The 17,117-nt window shown below is 59.1% G+C and carries 13 protein-coding genes; 9 read left to right on the top strand and 4 right to left on the bottom strand.

The genetic code is table 11. The features are described 5' to 3' along the window. The first annotated feature begins 54 nt into the window (after nucleotides 1-54). The 6 genes from CWI75_RS06740 (at nucleotide 55) to CWI75_RS06715 (ending at nucleotide 6,268) form a co-directional block, all read left to right on the top strand. The gene (locus CWI75_RS06740) at nucleotides 55-1,545 is read left to right on the top strand and encodes a leucyl aminopeptidase (RefSeq protein ID WP_241521109.1); all 1,491 of its coding nucleotides are present in this window, start codon (nucleotides 55-57) and stop codon (nucleotides 1,543-1,545) included. A gap of 1 nt (nucleotide 1,546) precedes the next feature. After that, nucleotides 1,547-1,975, top strand: coding sequence for a DNA polymerase III subunit chi (locus CWI75_RS06735; RefSeq protein WP_101520711.1), 429 nt, complete (start codon nucleotides 1,547-1,549; stop codon nucleotides 1,973-1,975). 33 nt (nucleotides 1,976-2,008) lie between these two features. Next, a complete protein-coding gene (locus CWI75_RS06730) occupies nucleotides 2,009-4,777 on the top strand; it encodes a valine--tRNA ligase (RefSeq protein WP_101520710.1) in 2,769 nt (922 codons plus the stop codon). A gap of 43 nt (nucleotides 4,778-4,820) precedes the next feature. Then, entirely contained in the window at nucleotides 4,821-5,033 is a 213-nt protein-coding gene (locus CWI75_RS06725; protein WP_101520709.1) for a cold-shock protein, read from the top strand. A 172-nt stretch (nucleotides 5,034-5,205) separates the two neighbouring features. Next, a complete protein-coding gene (locus CWI75_RS19000) occupies nucleotides 5,206-5,634 on the top strand; it encodes a cold-shock protein (RefSeq protein WP_101520708.1) in 429 nt (142 codons plus the stop codon). Nucleotides 5,635-5,692: 58 nt separating this feature from the next. Continuing rightward, on the top strand, nucleotides 5,693-6,268 hold the full coding sequence (locus tag CWI75_RS06715; RefSeq protein WP_101521005.1) for a class I SAM-dependent methyltransferase: 576 nt from the start codon (nucleotides 5,693-5,695) through the stop codon (nucleotides 6,266-6,268). On the opposite strand, the gene CWI75_RS06710 is transcribed toward CWI75_RS06715, so the two are convergent. Further along, nucleotides 6,246-7,547, bottom strand: a complete 1,302-nt coding sequence (locus CWI75_RS06710; RefSeq protein ID WP_101520707.1) for a hypothetical protein — start codon at nucleotides 7,545-7,547, stop codon at nucleotides 6,246-6,248. The genes CWI75_RS06715 and CWI75_RS06710 overlap by 23 nt on opposite strands. Nucleotides 7,548-7,890: 343 nt before the next feature. Between CWI75_RS06710 and CWI75_RS06705 the strand changes: the two genes are divergently transcribed. From CWI75_RS06705 to rapA, 3 genes are all read left to right on the top strand, one after another. Beyond that, nucleotides 7,891-8,898, top strand: a complete 1,008-nt coding sequence (locus CWI75_RS06705) for a LysR family transcriptional regulator (RefSeq protein WP_101520706.1) — start codon at nucleotides 7,891-7,893, stop codon at nucleotides 8,896-8,898. Next, nucleotides 8,895-9,701, top strand: a complete 807-nt coding sequence (locus CWI75_RS06700; RefSeq protein WP_101520705.1) for a TatD family hydrolase — start codon at nucleotides 8,895-8,897, stop codon at nucleotides 9,699-9,701. The genes CWI75_RS06705 and CWI75_RS06700 overlap by 4 nt, the downstream gene beginning before the upstream one ends. A gap of 117 nt (nucleotides 9,702-9,818) precedes the next feature. Next, the gene (rapA, locus tag CWI75_RS06695; protein ID WP_101520704.1) at nucleotides 9,819-12,626 is read left to right on the top strand and encodes an RNA polymerase-associated protein RapA; all 2,808 of its coding nucleotides are present in this window, start codon (nucleotides 9,819-9,821) and stop codon (nucleotides 12,624-12,626) included. Between the two features lie 96 nt (nucleotides 12,627-12,722). Here rapA and CWI75_RS06690 read toward each other — a convergent pair whose 3' ends face one another. The 3 genes from CWI75_RS06690 to CWI75_RS06680 form a co-directional block, all read right to left on the bottom strand. Further along, a complete protein-coding gene (locus tag CWI75_RS06690) occupies nucleotides 12,723-13,490 on the bottom strand; it encodes an SDR family NAD(P)-dependent oxidoreductase (protein ID WP_101520703.1) in 768 nt (255 codons plus the stop codon). Between the two features lie 173 nt (nucleotides 13,491-13,663). Beyond that, the gene (locus tag CWI75_RS06685; protein ID WP_101520702.1) at nucleotides 13,664-15,544 is read right to left on the bottom strand and encodes a DUF3604 domain-containing protein; all 1,881 of its coding nucleotides are present in this window, start codon (nucleotides 15,542-15,544) and stop codon (nucleotides 13,664-13,666) included. A 20-nt stretch (nucleotides 15,545-15,564) separates the two neighbouring features. After that, nucleotides 15,565-17,100, bottom strand: coding sequence for an acyl-CoA carboxylase subunit beta (locus CWI75_RS06680; protein WP_101520701.1), 1,536 nt, complete (start codon nucleotides 17,098-17,100; stop codon nucleotides 15,565-15,567). Nucleotides 17,101-17,117: the final 17 nt, after the last annotated feature.

The raw sequence follows: 17,117 nt of genomic DNA, 5'->3' as shown, positions 1-17,117 counted from the left end.
CATCATACACTAGTGCAGTTTCCCAGCCCACGCCAAAACATATAAGGACATACCATGACCTCATTGACCTTCACCGCAAAGCAAACCGCTGATATCGCCAGGGCCAAAAGTCAGTGCGCCATAGCCCCTGTATTTGCGGGCCAGCTCTCGGAAGCCGCCATGGCCCTGGATAAAGCCAGCGCAGGCGCTCTCGGTAAAGCCCTGGCACTGGGTGACTTCAAAGGCAAAGCGGGGCAAACCCTGATGCTGCCCGGCACCGCGGGCGCGGCTCGGATCTTGTTGCTTGGCTGCGGGGAGAGCGCCAAGTTTGACCAGGCCGCGGCACGCGAAACGCTGGAGGGACTCAATAAGGCACTCTCGGACTGCAATGCCAAAGAGGCTCTGCTGCACGCCGCCGAACTGCAGGCAGAGGGCGTTGAACTGCCCTGGCTACTCGAAACCCTGGCTCGCGGCCTCGTCGGCCACAGTTATCGCTACGTGGCTACCGTCTCCAAGCCAAAGGACCCGATGGTGCTGGGCAAACTTGTAGTCAATCCCGGTTCAGCCCTGGCGGTTCGCGCCGCGCAAACCGCACTGGATACCGGGGCCGCTGTTGGCCGCGGGATGAATCTGGCCCGTGAACTGGGCAACCTGCCGGGCAATATCTGCACCCCCACCTACCTGGCCAAAGAAGCTCGCAAGCTGGCTCGCGGTAATGCCAGGGTCACCACCCAGGTGGTGGAAGAAAAGCAGATGCGGGAACTCGGGATGGGGGCACTGCTCTCCGTTTCAGCGGGCAGTGACGAACCGGCCAAACTGATCGTGATTGAATACAAGGGCGGCAAGGCCAACGCCGCACCGCAGGTGCTGGTTGGTAAAGGTATTACCTTTGACAGTGGCGGCATCTCGATCAAGCCCGGTGCCAAGATGGATGAAATGAAGTACGACATGTGTGGTGCCGCGAGCGTGTTTGGCACCATGCAGGCGGTCGTGGAGATGGCGCTGCCGATTAATATTACCGGTATTATTGCCGCGGCGGAAAACATGCCCAGCGGGGGAGCCACCAAGCCCGGCGATGTGGTCACCAGCATGGCGGGCAAGACCATTGAAGTGCTCAACACCGATGCCGAGGGCCGCCTGGTGCTGTGCGATGCGCTAACCTACGCCAACCGCCTGAAACCCGCCGCGGTCATTGACATCGCCACCCTGACCGGCGCCTGCGTGGTCGCCCTGGGCTCACATGCCTGCGCGGTTTATGCGAACAACGAAGACCTGGCCGAACAACTGCTGACCGCCGGTACCAATACCCATGACCGAGGGTGGCGCATGCCGCTGTGGGATGATTACAGCAAGCAGCTCAAGAGCAACTTTGCCGATCTTGCCAATATCGGTGGCCCGGAAGCCGGCAGTGTTACCGCGGCCTGCTTCCTGTCGGAATTTGCCAAGGATTACCCCTGGGCGCACCTGGACGTTGCCGGCGCCGCCTGGAACAGCAGCCCCAAGGGCGCAACCGGTCGCCCGGTAGCCATGCTCACCCGCTACCTGCAGGACAGATCCGGGGCCTGAGATGACCCGGGTCGGCTTTTATGTGGTGCAGGCGACGGAGCAAAGCCGCCGCCTGCACGTCGCTGCGCGCCTGGCCGACAAGGCCTTCCAGCGTGGCCACCGCATTTTCATCAATGCCTGCGATATCGCCCAGGCAAAAGAACTCGACGCGCTGTTATGGGAATTTCGCGCTACCAGCTTCCTGCCCCACGGCCTCCATGGTGAGCCGGGCGCTGACCGCATTGCCATCGGCTGGGGCCAGGAGCCCACTGGCCACGATGACCTGCTGATCAACCTGCAACTCAGCATCCCGGGGTTTTTCAGCCGCTTTCATCGGGTGGCTGAAGTGGTCACCCAGGACCCGAAAAGCCTGCAGGCGCTCCGCGAATCCTGGCGTTTCTACCAGGCACGGGGCTATGAATTGGAAAAGCACGACCTCGCCAACGTATAATCGCGACCTTTTTACAGCCGGACAGCCGAATTCATGGATAAGACCTTCCAACCCGCCAATATTGAAACCCGCTGGTACCAGCACTGGGAAGAGCAGGGCTACTTCAAGCCCCAGGGTGGCGAGCGCAACTACAGCATCATGATTCCACCCCCGAATGTCACCGGCAGCCTGCATATGGGCCACGGCTTTCAGGAAAGCATCATGGATGCGCTGATCCGCTATCACCGCATGTGTGGCGACAACACCCTGTGGCAGGTGGGCACGGACCACGCGGGTATTGCCACCCAGATGGTGGTGGAGCGCCAGCTGGAAGCGCAGGGCACCAACCGCCACGAGCTGGGCCGGGACGCGTTCATCGACAAGATCTGGGAGTGGAAACGCGAATCTGGCGGTACCATTACCCGGCAGCTGCGCCGCCTGGGAGCCTCGCTGGACTGGTCACGGGAACGCTTCACCATGGACGAAGGCCTGAGCCGGGCCGTGCAGGAAGTCTTTATCCGGCTTTACCGGGAAGACCTGATCTACCGTGGCCAGCGACTGGTCAACTGGGATCCCGTGTTTCACACTGCGGTATCAGACCTGGAAGTACTCGCTGAGGAAGAACAGGGTCATCTCTGGCATTTCCGCTATCCGCTGGCGAGTGGCGACGGTCACCTCACCGTAGCGACCACTCGCCCGGAAACCATGCTCGGGGATACCGCCGTGGCGGTACATCCGGAAGACGAGCGTTATCGTCACCTCATTGGCCAGCTCATCCGCCTGCCACTGAGTGATCGCGAAATTCCCATCATCGCCGACGATTATGTTGAACAGGACTTTGGTACCGGCTGCGTCAAGATCACGCCCGGTCACGATTTCAACGATTACGAGATGGGCAAACGGCACAGCCTGCCCGTTATCAACATTCTCGACCACAACGCCGCCATCAACGAAAATGCACCAGCGGCTTATGTGGGCCTCGACCGGTTTGTGGCGCGCGCACAGATTGTCGCGGACATGGAGCAGCTGGGACTGCTGGAGAAAGTGGAAGACCATACCCTGAAGATTCCCCGCGGGGATCGCTCGGGGGCGGTGATCGAGCCCTGGCTTACCGAGCAATGGTATGTCGATGCAAAAAAAATGGCCGGGCCGGCGATGGCCGCGGTAGAGAGCGGCGCCATCGAATTTGTCCCCAAACAGTGGGAAAACACCTACTTTGCCTGGATGCGTGATATCCAGGACTGGTGCATCAGCCGCCAGCTCTGGTGGGGGCATCGCATCCCTGCCTGGTACGATGACGCGGGGAACATCTACGTGGGTAGTGACGAGGCCGCAGTGCGCAGCGAACACGGGCTGGATGCCGGTGTTGCCCTGCACCAGGATGAGGATGTACTGGACACCTGGTTTTCCTCCGCACTGTGGACCTTTTCAACCCAGGGCTGGCCCGAACAGACCGAGGACCTCAAGCGCTTTCACCCCAGCTCGGTGCTGGTCACCGGCTTCGATATCATCTTCTTCTGGGTCGCCAGAATGATCATGATGAGCCTGCATTTCATGCATGAGGTTCCGTTCCACAAGGTCTATGTGCACGGCCTGGTGCGGGATGCCGAAGGCCAGAAAATGTCTAAATCCAAAGGCAACGTACTGGACCCGATTGATCTTATCGACGGCATTGATCTCGATAGCCTGATTCAAAAACGCACTTCGGGTCTGATGCAGCCCAAACTGGCGGACAAAATCCGGGCCGCTACCCGACGTGATTTTCCCGACGGGATTGAGGCTTACGGCACCGATGCACTGCGCTACACTTTCTATTCCCTGGCTTCAACCGGTCGCGACATCAAGTTTGATCTCGGTCGTATCGAGGGTTATCGGAATTTCTGCAATAAAATCTGGAACGCGGCGCGCTACGTGTTAATGAACTGCGAAGACCAGGATTGTGGCACGGACCTGTCCCTTCCTGTCACCCTGAGCCTGGCGGATCGCTGGATTGTATCGCGCCTGCAACAGACTGCGGAGGAAGTTGAGCGTGCCGTCGCCCAGTTCCGCCTGGACCTGGCCTCACAGGCGCTCTATGAATTCATCTGGAACGAGTATTGCGACTGGTACCTGGAACTGTCAAAACCGGTGCTCTGGGATGAACAGGCCAGCGAAGACCTCAAGCGCGGTACCCGGCGCACACTGATCCGGGTACTCGAAACATGGCTGCGATTGCTGCACCCGCTGATGCCCTTCATCACCGAAGAAATATGGCAGCGGGTTGCCCCCCTGGCCGGTGCCGAAGGCCCGACCATCATGTTGCAGCCCTACCCCCATTGCGACCGTGCGGCCATAGACAGTGCTGCAAACGCGGATATAGAATGGCTCAAAAAAGTGATCATTGGTGTGCGCAATATCCGCGGCGAAATGAACATTCCACCGGGTCGTAACCTGACACTGCTGTGCCGGCACGGTAGTGAGGTTGATGCTGCGCGCCTGCGGGATAATGAATCATTCCTGAAAAAGCTGGCCAAACTCGATACAGTCGATTGGCTGGCAGAGGATGAAACCGCACCGGTTGCCGCCACCGCCCTGGTCGGTGACCTGGAACTGCTGGTACCCATGGCAGGCCTGATTGACAAAGACAGCGAACTGAGTCGTTTGGGTAAGGAAATCGACAAACTCGAGAAAGACCGGGCACGGCTGGAAGCCAAGCTGGGAAACAGCGCGTTTGTCGACAGGGCGCCAAAAGAAGTGGTCGCCAAAGAGCGGGAAAAGTTAGAGGCACAGCAACATGCCCTGGCTAAACTGCGCAGCCAGGCAGAGCAGATGGCCAGGCTCTGAACCAGCCTGGTGGATAATAAGAAACAAAACCGAGGACGTGAATATGAGTGAACGGGTAACAGGTACGGTCAAGTGGTTCAATAACGCGAAGGGCTTTGGCTTTATAAGCCGGGAAGAGAGTAGTGACGATGTCTTTGTCCACTTCCGCTCCATTCAGGGTGAGGGTTATCGCACATTGAATGAAGGCCAGGAGGTTGCATTCAACCTCGTGGATGGACCCAAGGGCCTGCAGGCTGAAGATGTAGAAAAACGCTGATCGGTTGCGCCTGTGCGCAGCCGATAGCATCCATGACAGTCATCCCGCCCGGCTCGTGACATTATCGCGGTCGCCGGGTGAGTACGCTGTCAATTTGCGCGATCACCAGACAGCGCCTAATACGCCGGGCAGCAATTCAGCGCTGTCCCTGAATGAAGAGGAAACACTACCAATGCAGTACATCGGCAAACTTGTCATCAGCCTGATCATCGCCGGCCTGGCCGCCACCCTCGCCACAGTTCTCCAGGACGGCACACTCCCCGGCCTTATCCTGCTCGTCTGCTTCGCCCTGGCGACCGTGGCAACTGCAATTGCCGTGTCGCTATTACCGAGGGGCGTACCGACCGCCACCGGCGTGCGCAAAGCCGTGGCAAGCAGCAAGGGTGGTCGCGAGCAGGGCACCGTCAAGTGGTTCAACACATCCAAGGGTTTTGGTTTCATTACGACCGACAGTGGCAAGGAAATATTCGTTCATTTCCGGGCGATACAGGGCGAGGGCCGGCGCAGCTTGCGCGAAGGTGATCGGGTAGCCTTTTTTACCGCGGCCAGTGACAAGGGCCCGCAGGCAGAAGACGTGGAAATTCTGGAAAAGGCGTCCTGACGTGAGTGCCTCGGGGAGGAAACCGGTTGTTACCGAGCGCCGCTTTCGGAGCATGGTCATGCCAACGGCGTCTCACCCGGCAATCCGTAAGGTGCGGCGCCAGGGTCAACATCCTTCCATTCACGGCAATAAGTTGTGGAAATCGAGTTGCCTGCTGCTGGACTACCTGGGCAAGCACACACCACAGCATCACGCACGGGTGCTGGACGCAGGCTGTGGCTGGGGTATTGCAGGTATCTGGTGTGCCGCCAAGCTGGGTGCCGAGGTCACCTCGATGGACGCCGACCCGGAGGTATTCCCTTACCTGGATGCCGTAGCCGCACTCAACGGCGTGCACACCCGGCACCTGGTAAAACGCTTTGAACAACTGACCACCCGCGAACTGTCCAGCTACGACATGCTGATTGCGGCGGATGTCTGCTTCTGGGATGAACTGGTCAAACCGGTCAGCAACCTGGTGAACAGGGCCGTTCGCGCGGGGGTCAAGCATATTATTATCGCGGACCCGGAGCGCCCTACCTTTCTGGAAATGGCCCGGGGCTGTGTGGAGCGTCACTATGCTGAGGTCATTCCCTGGCAATGTCGCGGCAGTGTCGAGGCCAGGGGCGCACTCATGGTGATCGAAAACGCCTGAGGGCTGCGGGATCAAGATAGCGGTAGCGACGCTCCAGGTTTGCCACCTGCACAGCCTCGCCCGCTGCAAATTGTGGGCGAAAGCGCGTCGCCAGCAGGCGCCGGTACAACCGTATCGCAAAACCCTGGTATTGCTCATCTTCCGCCACAGTGGAGACATCGCGAACCCGCCCCTCTTCACTCACTTCGAAGCGGGCGGTTATCGCGATTCCGCCGTTACCGGCGTCGCGCCAGAATACCCCGTTATCGGGAAGTTCAACCGGCTGGCCAAACCACTGTTGTAGCTTGTCGGCCTGTCCGCTGCGCTGCAAATGCGCCACGACATCGGCGTAGCCGGCACCCGCCACAGGCCGCGACCCGTTCCAGTGATGCCAATCAGCCAGCGCCAGTAACACCTGTCCGCGCAGAGCGGCTTCCTGCGCCTGGCCGGAGGTCAGGAACCCTTCCAGCATGGCGCTGCCAAGTCCCACCGCATTGCGCTGAAGATTCATCAGGCGCTGCTGGTAGACATCCATATCCTGCGGCTGGTCATTAAAGAAGGGAGAGGGCCTGGCGCGAATGACCGGCTTGGGCTGGGGCTTGACCTGCGCCTGGAGCAGATACAGGTTGCGCAACTGGCTATCCAGCAAACGCCAGTGAAGCGCCGGCGACAAAGACTTTCCCGGGTGTTCCAGGTAAGACTGATTCTCCTCGTACAACTGCAGCAGGCGCCGATGGGGCGTGCTGTCGAGTTGGCGGCGCAGCGCTTCACGCTGCCAGCGAAAATACTCCAGCGCAACTTCCACGCCTTCAGGGTCGTTGACCCGGGCGAAACGGTAGTAATATTCATAGCGCTCATCCAGCCCATGCCAGTCGCCAAGGCTCCTCTGCACCGCCAGCAGTCCCTCCAGCAGAGGCAGCTGGCGCTCACTCTCAAGGCCCTCGTTAATACGCAATACATGCAGGGCTTGCCGGTACAGACTCCCGGCCGCGTCGGGATCGCCACTGGCGAAGTACCACCGCGCCAGCTCCATCAATGGCTCTGCCAGTGTCGCTGCGTAAGGGCCCTGGTCCAGTTCCAGCTGTTCGACCTGCTGCCGCCGAACCCGGTGCCCGCCCGTATCCGCTGGTAGCGACGCTATTGGCACCACCGGAGGGGCTTCGTCCGGCCACTGCTTATCCAGGCGCACAAAATTGCTGCCATAGCTGGCAGCCTGGTTCGCAATCACCGCAGGGGCCGCCAGGGCCATGAGCGCAAGCAGAAGCCACCGGGCAGGCGAGCAATGCTCAATCGATACCATGTCAGATCTCCCCGGCCGGACTACCGGTTGCGTTTATCAGTCTCACTGTCCGATGGCGCCAAGCGTCCACACAGCTTGCCATTGTACTTCTTTACCGGGTTCCCGGTACCCATCTGCGAGCAACTTGCCGGAGAAGCCCTGACAGGCAGCGACCTGTTAATCGCACGCAAAAAAAACCCGCCAGGCGGCGGGTTTAAAAACAATCTAAATGGACCTGAATGGGAATTCCAGCCACTGAAGGCCGGGGAATCTCATGTCAATGGTGCAATACTAATCCCGGTCATACTATACATCCAATGTATTTTCTTTATGTTGCACATGAATTCAGTTTATATTACCCGCTATGGATTCACTGAACCTGCAAAAAATTGACCTCAACCTGCTGGTGGCCCTGCACGCCCTGTTGCAGGAACGCAGTGTATCCCGCGCAGCAGAGCGCCTGCACATTACCCAGCCGGCAATGAGCAAGACCCTGGGACGCTTGCGTGAGCTCTTTGGGGACCCCCTCTTCACCCGAAGCCATGGCGGCATGCAACCAACACCCCGGGCGCTGGAGCTGGGTATTGAGTTGGGCACGGTCCTTGGGGATATAACACGGCTGGTATCGGGCTCCCTGTTTGATCCTTACACCTATTCCGGCGAAGTCACGCTGGCTTTGTCCGAATACGTCGGCGTGGCGCTATTACCCAGTCTCATCCAGCGCTTGCATGAGCAGGCACCGAGATTGTCAATACGGACTATTACACGGGTTGAAAACCAGCTGGAACAGCTGGCGACCGGAAATCTCGATTTCGCGATCCATATCGCCCAGGCGCATTATTCTGATGACTTTCGTACGCATTTACTGGGCAGCGCAGCGCCTGCGATCCTGGTGCGAACCGAACATCCGCTAACCGAGGGGGAAATCACCTGGGAGCGCCTGGCTTTATACCCCATGATTCGCGTGTATGTGCCCAATCTTGAACATGTAGAGCTGATCAGAACCTCCGACGCCTTTGTGCGAGTGCGCGATCCCCGCCAGGGATCACTCGAGACCTCTCACCTGATGACCGCACTGGAGGTGCTTCGCAACACCGATTATTTTTTACCGGGCCCCGCCTACATCCTGCAGAATGCCAGTGCTACCGGGGGCATCACGGCGCTGCCCACCCCCGCCGGCACCGATCACCAGATCAAGTACATGCTGATAGCGCATCGACGGACCAGCCATTCCGCCCTGCACAACTGGCTCTGGCAGCAAATTACAGAGACGATTGGCAACATCGCCGTCGGCGATCCGGCACTCGATACCGGCCGGGAACCTGCTACCATTAGCACCCGTCCCACTCACCAACCTGACGGTCCATCATGAGTAAAAGCAAGCGCCGCGATATTCCCCATTTTGAAACACCCCTGATCGAGACTCACTGCCACCTTGACTACCTTGACCAGGAGCATCTGCAGCAAACCCTGCAGCGCTCGCGAGAAGTGGGTATTGATCGCATCATCACGATTGCGGTCTCCGCCGACAATCTGGATCGGGTGCTTGCGCTGACCAGAGTAGCACCGGATGTCTGGGGTACACAGGGGATACATCCCCACGAAGCCGAAAGCTTTGACGCCGCTGCGGAAGCGAAGATCCGCGAGCATGCCCGGGACCCGCGCATAGTTGCGGTGGGTGAAATCGGCCTAGATTATTTTTATGACCATGCGGACCGCGCGGTTCAGCGACAGGTGTTTGCCCGACAACTCGCTGTGGCGGTCGAACTGGACCTGCCGGTGGTCATCCATACCCGTGAGGCCGATGATGATACCCGCGCCATACTGGGGGAGTTCGCGCCCCATCTGGCTCGAAAAGGGGTCATCCACAGCTTCACCTCAAGTATTGAGCTGGCGGAGTACTGTTTGGCCGAGGGGTTTATGCTTGGATTCAATGGCATCACTACTTTCAATCGCGCGGACAATGTCCGGGCCGTGGTGGCCGCCACACCACTAGGGCGCATCCTGCTGGAAACCGACTCACCCTACCTGACCCCGGTACCGTACAGGGGCAGGCCCAACGCCCCTTTCTATCTGCCCTTTGTCGCCGAGCAGGTCGCGGCAGTAAAACAGATACCGGTGGAAGAACTGCTCGTAGCGGTCAGGGCCAATAGCCTGGACCTGTTCTTCCCCTGAAGCTGTGGGCCGCGTTCCCGTAATTTTTACTTCAACCCCCTAAAATAATCCCTGTTCAGTGGTACCATGCGCCATTTTATGCGGCCGGGCCGCATCCTGACACCTCAATGGAATATTATGGATTATATTGTCGGTCAACGCTGGGTCAGCCATGCAGATTCCCAGCTCGGACTCGGGGTGATTGTCGAGATTGAGCCGCGCCGGGTCACGGTCAGCTTTCCCGCTGTTGGCGAGGAACGCACCTATGCATTGGATAACGCACCACTCACCCGCCTCAGGTTCAAGGAGGGCGACCATATCTCTACGATTAACAGTGTAGAGCTGGTGGTCACTGACGTTCAGGAAAAGGGCGGGCTACTGCTTTACAGTGGTATTGATCATCACGACCAGGCCATCACGGTTTCCGAGCTGGAACTGGATGCCTTCGTCCAGATCACCACCCCCCAACAGCGCCTGTTGAATGGTCACTTCGATAAAAATGACGACTTTGCCCTGAGGGTTGCCACCCTCGCGCACCTGGATCGCCTGCAACACTCGCCTGCCCGTGGCCTGATGGGTTCCCGCACCAGTCTCCTGCCACACCAGGTATATATCGCCAACGAGGTGGGGCAACGCCATGCACCGAGGGTTCTGCTGGCGGACGAGGTCGGTCTCGGCAAGACCATTGAGGCCGGCATGATTGTGCATCAGCAACTGTTGACCGGACGCGCTGCACGGGTACTTATCCTGGTTCCGCAAACCCTGCTTCACCAGTGGCTGGTAGAGATGCTGCGCCGTTTCAATCTGCACTTCTCCCTGTTTGATGAAGAACGCCTGCAGGCCATGTCGGAACATGACCCGCTTGACGACGGAGAGATGGCGCTCGAGTTGAGTGCGGACAGCCCGTTTGACAGCGAACAGCTGGTCTTGTGCAGCCTCGACCTGTTCCGGGACAACCCGGACAGGCAACTGCAGGCATTGATGGCTGACTGGGACCTGGTGGTCGTCGACGAGGCGCACCACCTGCATTGGTCACCCGACGCTCCGGGGGAGGACTACCGGTTCGTGGCGGCACTGGGCCGCCAGAGCGCGGGTTTACTGCTGCTGACCGCCACCCCGGAACAGGTGGGCCTGGACAGCCACTTTGCGCGTTTGCAACTGCTGGATCCGGAGCGATTCCACTCGCTGGAGCAGTTTCAGCAAGAAGAGCGGCAATACCGGCGCTGGAGTGAAATGGCCGAACAGATTGAGGCCGGCACCGTACCCGATGACCTGCCGCCCGGACTCGATCCGACGGCGCCCGCGACCACCTTGATCGACCAGATCCTGGATCGTCACGGTACCGGCCGGGTCATGTTTCGCAATACCCGGGCGGCAATCAGTGGATTCCCCGAGCGCATCCTGCATCGCTATCCGCTACCCAGCCCCGACGCCTATCTGCATGCCAGGATTGATCTCGAATCGGCGCTGCATCCGGAGTCGCCCTATCACGATGACAGCTGGCTGGCCTTTGATCCCCGGGTCGAATGGCTTGAGCAGACCCTGAAGCGCCTGCGGCCCGAAAAAGTGCTGGTCATATGCGCCAGGGCAATGACCGCAGTCGCCCTGGAACACTATCTGCACTTGCGTGCGGGCATTCGCTCGGCGGCGTTCTACGAGGGGCTGTCGATCATCGAGCGCGACCGTGCAGCGGCCTATTTCGCCGACGAGGTCAACGGTGCCCAGACCCTGGTATGTTCGGAGATTGGTAGTGAAGGGCGAAATTTCCAGTTCGCCCATCACCTGATCCTGTTCGACCTGCCATTGAATCCGGACCTGCTGGAACAGCGCATCGGCCGCCTGGACCGGATAGGACAGACCGGCGATGTGCATATTCACGTCCCCTTCCTTGAGAACAGCGCGCAGGAAACACTGCTGGACTGGTATGACCATGGCCTGGACCTGTTCCACGAGAGCTGTTCCGCCGGCACCATGATTTTTGAGGCCTTCCAGGATCGCCTGTTGCCGCAACTGGAGCAACGCGATGACAACTTCGCCACACTCCTTGCGGAGACCACGGAATTCACCCTGGCCACCCGGCGCGAACTGCGCGAGGGTCGCGACCGGCTGCTGGAACGTAATTCCTGCAAACCGGAAGTGGCGGCTCAGGTTATTGCCGAAATCCAGGAGAATGAAGATAGCGAAACGCTACAGGGCTACCTGGAAACCCTGTGCGATGCGTATGGCGTCGAGCATGAACATCACTCGGAACAGGCACTGATCCTGCGACCCACTGAGCACATGCTTACCGCTCATTTTCCCCATCTGCCGGAGGAAGGCGTCACTGTCACATTCTCGCGCGACAAAGCCCTCGCAAGGGAAGACATTGCCTTCATGACCTGGGAACATCCCATGATGGTGGATGCCATGGACATGTTGCATTCAACCGAGCTTGGCAATGCGGCTATTGCCACCATCAAGCTCAAGGGGATTGCGCCGGGCACCATGCTGCTGGAAAGCATCTTTACAGTGAATTGTGTGGCCCCCAGGGGCCTGCAGCTGGAGCGGTTCCTGCCCTTGACACCCGTGCGCCTGCTGGTTGATGCACGCGGCAAGGACCTGGCGGACCTGGTACCACATACGCGCCTTAACGGCCTTGTGGAAAAGGTAAACAAAAGCACGGCGCTGGCTATCATCAGGCAGGTTCACCTTGACGTAGAGAACAAGATGAGCCTTGCTGGCAAGCTCGCAGAAGCGCGTCTGGCACCTATTCTGACCACAGCCGAAACACGTATGCGTAATGACCTCGGCGCGGAACTCGAACGCCTGGAGTCCCTGCGTGAGGTAAACCCCTCTATCCGCCAGGAAGAAATCGACCATCTTGGCTACCGAATAGAGGAATGCGCTACCCACATCCGCCACGCAAGCCTCCAACTGCAAGCCCTGCGCCTGATCCTGACCACCTGATAACGGTCGGGGTCATGAAAGTGCTGGGGTCAGGTCTCGCTTTGTAGCACTCGGTGCTACAAAGCGAGACCTGACCCTATCCCTTGGGAGTCTTCCCTATGAATCGGCGACCATGCCGCCGTCCAGCACCAGCACTTGACCCGTCATCCATGCCGAAGCCCTTGAGCTCAGGTAGAGAGCCGTGCCGGCAGCGTCTTCAGGACTCCCGATTCGCTTGATAGGAAAGGTAGCCGCCGTTTCAGCCTCATGCTCCATCATGTGAGAGGTCATCTTGCTGGGAAAAAATCCAGGTGCAATCGCATTAACGTTAACCTGCTCTCGAGCAAGTTCCGCACCCAGGTGCCGGGTGAGCTGATGAACCGCGGCCTTACTGGCGCTGTAACTGTAATTTTGCATATGGGAATTGGTGATCCCGTTCACCGAGCCGATATTGATCACCCGCGCCGGATCCTCCTCGCTACTGCCGGCACGCAGCGCGGGCAGCAGCTGCTGTGTCAGGAAAAATATCGACTTTACGTTCAAGTCCATTACCTTGTCCCAGCCATTTTCGGGAAATTCGTCAATGCTGGCTCCCCAGCTCGCGCCCGCATTGTTCACCAGGATATGCAGTTCTGGCTCCCGCGCGCGTATCTCATCGGCAAAACGCGTAACGCCTTCCAAAGTGGACAGATCGGCGGTAATAGCGATGCATTCCCCCTCTTTTGAAAGTTCGGCGGCAGTTGCAGTCAACTCATCTTCACGACGCGCCGTGATGTAGGTTTTCACACCATTGGCAACAAAGCCCCTGGCGATCATTGCACCGATACCACGGGAGCCGCCGGTGACAACCGCCACCTTGCCTGTGACGTCAAACAGATTTTTCATTATCAACCTCCTCACTATTTTTGATTAAAAGACGAACCGGGGTCAGGTCTCGCTTTGTAGCATTTGGTCGTACAGAGGTGGGAGCTGGGGTCAGGTCTCGCATTGTAGCATTTGCCCTGATGGACAAATGCTACAATGCGAGACCTGACCCCAGCCTTTAAGCCCCCCAAATGTTACAAAGCGAGACCTGACCCCACGGGTTGGTACCATACCGGTGATGTGTAGGCGCGTTCCTGGATGGTGTCGGGGAAACCCGGGGCAGACTCCAGGCCAAGTGCCCGTGCGTCGAGCAGGGAGTGGCGCGGCGTGGGTACCTGCAACACACGGGAGTAGTAGAATGCGGGCTGGGCAGGATCAAAGTCCGGGTCCTGCCAGGCAACCAGCAGTTGCGCTGCACCGATATCATCGCTCCAGGTGCCAGTGGCGAGGTTAACCGTATTACCGACCGGGGGCAGGCTGCCATCAGCACCCGGCTCACGCCCATCGGACCAGGCCACGTCATAGACTTTTTCCTGTGCCTTACCGGCACTGTCCAGCCAGCCCTTGACGATCTGGATTCGGTCAAGGTTTGCCCCGGCGGGATCGCGAGTCGCCTGGACAATGATTGTCAGTGGGCCCTGCCCTTCAACTGCGCGCAGATTACCCCCCATCGGTACGCCGGATTGGGTCGCACGCTGGTAGAGGTCGCCCGATTGCAGATCTTCCGTCGCGTAACCCCAGCCGGCAAAAAACTGTACGCCGATACGGGGACCGGTCGTCGCGTAAACTTCTCGTCGCCGAAAGGCGGCCAGAATTGCTTCGCGGGTGTTTTCCTGTGCCCACACTGCCGCCAGTCCCGACGCGGACATCGCCCAACCGCTGGGGCCCGCATTCTCTGCCCAGCGATTCGTCTTGTTCTCCGGAATCGAGTCAGTTGCCAGCTTGCCGTGAAAGTTACCCTCCTCCGCGGACGACAGTGACGTATGAGAATCGGTGGAACCTATAAACCCGAGCTCGAAAGGATTGGTTCCCAATTCCTTTGCCATTTCCAGACCCCGCAGCAACGCCGGGCGCAAGTAGTCTCCGGCACGAGCGCGGTAGGTACCCGCTTCGCGCTGTATGTAAAAGGGGTAGGTTTCAAAATCCGCGAAAGGATCGTTGGGGGACAGATCCGGATGAGTCTCCGAATCGCCCTTGATCTGGGTAATCTCCGCAATCGGCTCCCACTGCCGCCGCAACTGCAGGTACTCCTCACTGAAGGGCTCACCCCGCAGGGTCAGCGTATCGAACATCGCCCCCTTGGAAATGTTGGAGTTGTGAGGTATCGCAACAAAGTCGGCATCAAGCGCGCTGGAGGTATCTTCCAGCCAGCGCCACAAATCTTCCGGGTAGGGGCTGTCATCAAGCCCAAAGGGCTGAAACTGCTGCGCCGTTGCGGCGTTTGTGTCGGTAACCACGACCCGGTGCAAATTGCCGCCACCGGGAATCGAACTCCACTCCCAGCCGATCATTGCGGTAAATTCCCCGGGACGGTTGTAGCGATCAGCGGCTTCGGTGATACGGTTCCAGATATCGATTTCCACCTCGGGCATCGGTGCCAACCAGCTGGAACCCAGTATTTCGTTAACAGCCTCGCGCGGTTCACCAGGTTCCGGCAGCACCGAGATAAAAAGCTCCCGGGCCCTCCCCTGGGCAATACGGCGCTGTAACAGCCAGCTCACGAAACGGACCTTGAGGCCGTCGACAAGACCTAACTCGGCGTCACCTGCGCCGTTATAGTAAAGATGACGAATCAGCCCCAGATACTCGGCGTGATCGGACACCACCAGAAAATCGAGTGGTGTCTCTATCTGCACCCGGGCACGATGGTAAGGGTGAATAACCGGCTCGCCAATGGCATAACGGTAGGCCGTATCGGGTTCCGCCAGCAGGTTATTGTTGGCAAACGCGTCCGAGGAGTATGTTGTATGCAGATGGGTATCACCCCAGAGCAGCTGCTTGTTCTCTGCGGCAAGGGGTAGTGGGCATAGCAGGATAGCGGCGAAAGACAGGCCAAATACGGGCGACAATTTCATCTCGTTTCCTCTTGTGATTATTATTTGCCGCCAACAGCCGCTGCACGCAGCGCGCGCACTATTTCGAGCCGGGTATCAATGGGGTCGATCACCGCATCGATTTCCAGATAAGAGGCCGCCTCAGTCGCTTTACCGGCTTCATACAGATCAGCCACCAGACGCTCGAACAATGCCTCGCGCTCTCCCGGATCGGCCACCGCCTCCAGTTCCTTACGATAACCAAGTCGCACCGCACCCTCCAGCCCCATGGCACCGAACTCGCCGGTAGGCCAGGCGGCCGCATAGACCGGCGCGGCAAAGCTACCACCGGTCATCGCCATGGCGCCCAGACCGTAGCCCTTGCGCAGGAAAATGGCGACCATGGGCACTCGCATGGCGGCGCCGGTAATAAACAAAGAGGACATACGCCGTACGGCTGCATCGCGTTCACTGGCGGGGCCCACCATAAAACCGGGGGTGTCCGTAAGAGATAGCACAGGCAGGCCAAAGGCATTAACGAGTTGCAGAAAGCGGGCTGCCTTTTCCGAGGATTCGGCATCCACCGCGCCACCCAGTTGCTGACAATCGTTGGCGATGAGGGCAACCGGCTGTCCCTCGAGACGAATAAAGCCGGTGATGATGCTGCGCCCGTAAACCCGCCGCAGCTCCAGGAAAGAGCCGGTATCGGCAATCGTTTCGATCACCTTGCGTACCGGATACGCCCAGCGCCGGTCCAGCGGCACCAGGTCACGCAATGGCGCCTGGTCGGTGCAGGCCCAGTCCTGCACCGGGCCCTGAAAATAGCTTAACGCCTGTTTTGCCAGGGCCGTGGCGTGGGCTTCATCTTCAGCCACGATATCCACTACCCCGTTCTTGAGTTGCACATCTATCGGGCCGATTTCCCTGGCATCGACCTTGCCAAGACCACCCCCCTCTATCATCGCCGGTCCCGCCATACCGATCCAGGATGTCCGGGTGGCAATGGTAATATCGGCACAGCCAAACAACGCGGCGTTACCGGCAAAACAGTAGCCATTATTGACAGCTATGCGCGGCACTTTCCCGGAGAGCGCAGCCCAACGGCTGAAGGACTCCACATGCAGCCCGGCAATGTGGGTGAGCACGTCGGTATCACCGGGGCGACCACCGCCGCCCTCGGTATACATGATGATCGGTAGCTGGCTGGACTCCGCAAGCGCGCACAAACGGTCCAGCTTGCGGTGATGGAAAAATCCCTGGGTACCCGCCAGCACAGCGTAATCATTAATGATCACCGCCACGCGGGCAGCGCCAACCCCCACTGAGCCGGCGTTGATGGTGGCAGTGCCCGTTATAATGCCGTCCGCGGCAGTGCTGGTTTGCAACTCCTGGTAATCGCGCCGATTGCGCTGGGCGGCGACCGCCAGCTGGCCATATTCCTGGAAAGTACCCGTATCCACCAGGTCTGCCAGGTTCTCGCGCGCACTGCGATACCCCGCCTGGTGACGCCGCACCCGGGCTGCATCGCGGCCCTCGTCAAGGGTGCGCTGCAGGCGCTGTTGCAGCGCCTGCAATTCCGGTCGCAGTTCATCAGTCACATCGCGGCTCCCGAATA

This window comes from Kineobactrum sediminis (genome assembly GCF_002868715.1).
In the GTDB taxonomy this organism is placed as follows: Bacteria; Pseudomonadota; Gammaproteobacteria; order Pseudomonadales; family Halieaceae; genus Kineobactrum; species Kineobactrum sediminis.
Note: the sequence above shows the minus strand (reverse complement) of the source record. Positions and strands in the feature narration are given on the sequence as shown.